This window comes from Candidatus Hydrogenedentota bacterium (assembly GCA_018005585.1).
In the GTDB taxonomy this organism is placed as follows: Bacteria; Hydrogenedentota; Hydrogenedentia; order Hydrogenedentales; family JAGMZX01; genus JAGMZX01.
In genome coordinates, this window is sequence record JAGMZX010000175.1 from 7,213 (window position 1) to 11,552 (window position 4,340).

1 protein-coding gene is annotated in these 4,340 nt (G+C 64.3%); it reads right to left on the reverse strand.

Going from position 1 to position 4,340, the window contains the following annotated elements:
- Positions 1–4,340, reverse strand: a 4,340-nt coding sequence (locus KA184_20905; protein ID MBP8132048.1) for a hypothetical protein, incomplete at both ends; no start/stop codon positions are given.

A 4,340-nucleotide genomic window follows, 5' to 3' on the forward strand; every position in this document is an offset into this window, starting at 1 on the left:
TCGCCCTCGCCCTCGCCCTCGCATCCGGGAATCGCGATGTGCACGCACGCGTTGCCTTCGCAGAAGTCCTCAGTGCAGGGGTTGCCGTCGTCGCAATCCGCGGCGGTCTGGCAGGGGCCCTCGCCTTCGCCTTCCCCTTCTCCTTCGCCTTCTCCTTCGCCCGCGCCGCCGCAGTCGGGCACCGTGATGCAGTGCTCGCCATAGCAGCACATTTCGAGCAGTTCATCGTGGCCGCTGAAGTTGAAGCACAGATTCGATCCGGGCGGCAGGCTTGTATTGATTGAAACCGTGATCGGGCCCGAGGTCGTGGAAGGCGCCAGCGGCGGCACGAGAGGCACGTAAGACTGCATGCTGGCGCCTGCGGGCGCGTACAGATAGAGGTGGTGTATATCGAACGCGGAACGGTTTTTGACCTGGAAGGTATAGAGGAAGGCGCCCGGATTGTCGGGATCGCACTCGATTCGTTCTTTCAGGAATTCGAGGCAGGCCGTGCAGTCAAAGCGCAGACAGAACGTCTGCGAGCAGCATGGGTGCTTGTGCCGGTCGAGCAGCGTGATGGTGAAGCAAGTCACCTGCCCGGGCACGGCGCCGCTCACGACCACGCTGAAGGTCTGCGTACCGCCGATCGGCAGGGTCGTATTGATGACGTTCGGAGTGACGACCACGTTCGGTGTCTGCGGCGTGACGAGAATGGTGTTTGCGTTAGAGGCCGAGGTGTTCGTCACCTGGAACGTCGTGGTGATGTCGCCCGTGGGCGGGTCGCACTTCTCTTCGAGCATCTGCACTTCCATGCATCCGTCGCGCTTGCACAGGGTCAATTCGCAGAGTTTGACGTTGCCTTTGCCGGAGCAGTAGGGCGGCCTCTTCAGGATGACCTGAATCTGGATATAGCGCCCGGCCACGCCGGTGAACGGCACGTTATTCGAAACGACCGTCCACGGCCCGGAGGGCACGGGCGAGTCGCTCGCGCGCACGCGCACCGTGATTGACGTGCCGGGGTCCTGGTAGGCGACCCAGGACAGCACGCTCCACGTATACCCGAGGATGCCGCTGTCGTAGACGGTCGTCCAGCTGCCCTGCGGGGCCACGGCCTGCAGCAGCACGGAGCCGGTCATGTCGCTGTAGTTATACGGGCTCGCGCCCCAGCCGAGGTCGACGGTGAGGTCCACCGTTCCCGGGATGGTCGCCGGATTGATGCGCGACGCGTTGTTGCTGCCCAGGTTGGTGGACCAGACCTTGCCGTTGGTGTCCACCGCGACGCCTGTTGGAAGCGTGCCCACGGGCACGTTGCCCAGATGCACGCCGCTCGTGGTCAAGCGGCCGACGGTGCTCGCGTTGCCGTGCGCCACCCAGACGTTGCCGTTGTGGATGACGATGCCGCGCGTCAGATCGACGGGCGATGCGCTGCCGAAGTGGTTGTACACATTGAGCAGGTTGCCCGCCGGGTCCACCTCGCGCACGTTGTTGTCGTAATAGGCCGAGGTGGTCCAGATGTGGCACGTGTCGGGGTCTATGGCCACGCCATAGTTGCGAACGTTCGTAATACAGGTAAGCGGCGACGACGTGAAGGGTACGTCATAGCGCATGAAACCCGTGCCGTTGCCCGGGTCCCAGTTCGCGGACCAGATCACGTTGCTGCCGTCCACGAGCCCGCCGTAACCGCCGCACATGCTGTTGAAGATGGAACTCGGCACGGCGACGCCCGTGCTGCCGTTGATCCGCTGGAACAGGCGGTTCGTCGCGCTGCCCGTCCACACGTCGCCAACGGGGTCGACGGCCACGAAGCGGACGTTGACGCCCGCAACGCGCACGTACGCCGTGATGCACTCGTCTTCCGCGGTGGACACGCCGCCGTTGCTGTCCGCGCTGCCCGTGTTCGGCCATAACAGCGCCGCGGCCGCATAGTCGGTGAGCCCGTTGACGTGCGGATACCCGAGCGACGTATGGATCAGCCCGTCGTTGTCGCGATCTTCGCACGTGCAGTAAGAGGGGTTCAGCACGTACTGCCCGTTCGGGTCGGGGTTGCCCGAGGCATCGACGCGCGACCCGCCCACGACCAGTCCGATGCGCGTGACGGAGCCCAGCGAGTTTGACGACTCGTTCCGGTTGCCCACCCAGGCGTTGCCGAACGCGTCCACGGTCGTGCGCGACGGATTGCCCGCCATGCCGTTGGGCCGGGTCAGGTATTCGCCGACTACGTCGCCCGTGTTGACCTCCGCGCGCGCCACGGTATCGCGCCCGGAATTTGCGATTGCGATGTACGGCCATGCGCGGGTGTCGTCAGCGAGGCCCAGGCAGAAGTCGTCGCCTTCCTGCACGGGTTCGAGGTTGAAGCTGTAGCCTTCCGCGAAATCCTCGGCGTCGGTCCAGGTCTTGCACGGGCCGGTCTCGCCTTCGCCCTCGCCCTCGCCTTCGCCCTCGCACCCTGAAATCGGGATGTGGTAACACTGGCCCATGGCCGGGTCGCACAGGTCCTCGGTGCAGGGGTCGCCGTCGTCACAGTCCAGGTCGGTCAGGCAGGGGCCTCCCTGGCCCTCGCCCTCGCCCTCACCCTCACCCTCACCCTCACCTTCGCCTCCAGCACCATCGCAACAGCGCGTAATGCTCAGCTTCATATAATCGACGGCTGTTGTGTCCTTGATGAGCACGTCGAGTTCGCAAATGATGTCCGCGGTCAACAGGCTGACGTTGTTGGCCGGGTTCGCGTCAACAGGCAACGACGCGAGATTCAGCGTCAGAATCATCTGGTTACCGGGGTTCCACGACCCGCTCTGATACGTGCCGTTCGGGGCAAGGCTGGCAATCGGCATGTTCCAGAGCGCGCCCCCGCCGGTGCCGAGCCATACGGTGTCGTCGTTGGTCGGCAGCCCGATAGCCCCGGCCTTCAGGCCGACCTCCAGCGTGACCGCGAGAATATCGCAATCGTCCAGGCAGCAATCGCTGAAAGTGTGCACAAAGCATTGCGTGTCCGGGGTCCGGTCAAAAAGCGTAAGTGCGCCGCCCGGACACGTCACCGCGTTGAGCAGCGCGTTGCTGGGCGAGGTTGTTTCAGGCCCGTTGCTCAGACCGAACTGATCCTTGATCCCGGCCAGGCAATCCGTGGTTTGGAGATTGTCGCACGGCTCTCCTTCTCCTTCGCCCTCGCCTTCCCCTTCCCCTTCGCCGGGCGCCAGACAATCGGTGCACACCTCCACGTCGCCGATCTCGGTCTTTGCGAAGGCGCCATTTGCCGCGCCGATACCCACCAGCACCCCGTTGACGGTCCACGGCACATCCAGGGAATTACCCGCGGGGCTGATTCGGTGCAGTCCATACAGAACGTCCGTATGGCCCGTGGACGACCCGAAGTGAAGCGCGTCGCCCGCGGCCCATACATGTCCGTCGCATTCGATTGCGGCGCCGCCCGCGCTGTTTTCGCCCGAGCCGAACGACCCCACGCGGAATTCGTTGTTGGTGATCCACGGACCGCCGGCGCCGCCCGTGAATTTCATAAGCCGCGCCGTATGCGCCGGACGCCAGCCTATGTGCAACAATCCACGGTCGCCCAACTCGCTGGGGTAAGTGGGATTGTTGGGAGAATACATCGTGCGCTCCGAGACAAACATTGCGCCGCTGGCGTCGAAATTAAGGTCCGAGACGGGGTTGGAGACGTTGCCGCCGCGCGGGGGCATCTGCAATTCGCGTTGCGCGGTTGCGGCAATAGGTGCGCCGCTGCCGTCCAGCGCAACGGACCAGATTTCGTTTGCCTCGGTGCTGCTGGCGCGCCCGTCGTTTTCCCACCACACGCTGTAGAAGAGCCGTCCCGCGTAATTCTCCACGGCCCACACGCGCCGGCCGAGCGGCGTGTAGGTGTTCAAAGTGCCATCGTCGAGAATGGTGTTCAAGCCCTCTGCGTTCCGGCCCGCGTTGCCATGGTCAAACGCCGTGATGGCGCCCGAAGGCGTGCACGACCCATTGACGGGGATACGGTAGACTAGGCCGTCTTCCAGATTGGATACAAAGAGCTGGCTGTTCTGCTCGTCAAAACAGACGTTGCCAAGCGCCGGGCCGCCGTTGGGCAGCGTCGCCAGCACGCAGACCGCGCCGGTCGTCCCGTCCACGCGGTATACCGCGCCATAGCCGCCGGGACCCGCCGGGAAATCGCCATAGACGCTGGTGACGGTCACGTAGATGTTGGGCGGACTCGCATCATCCAGCGCGATGCCAAATATCTGGCCCAGGTTCGTGCCATTCCAGGTGTCCGGCCCCAACGGCGTCTCGTTGTGGTCCATGGGTGGCTGCCAGTTGACGTCATTGATCGGCGCGGGCGTCGGGAATGTGGGCGGGATAGCCGCATCGAT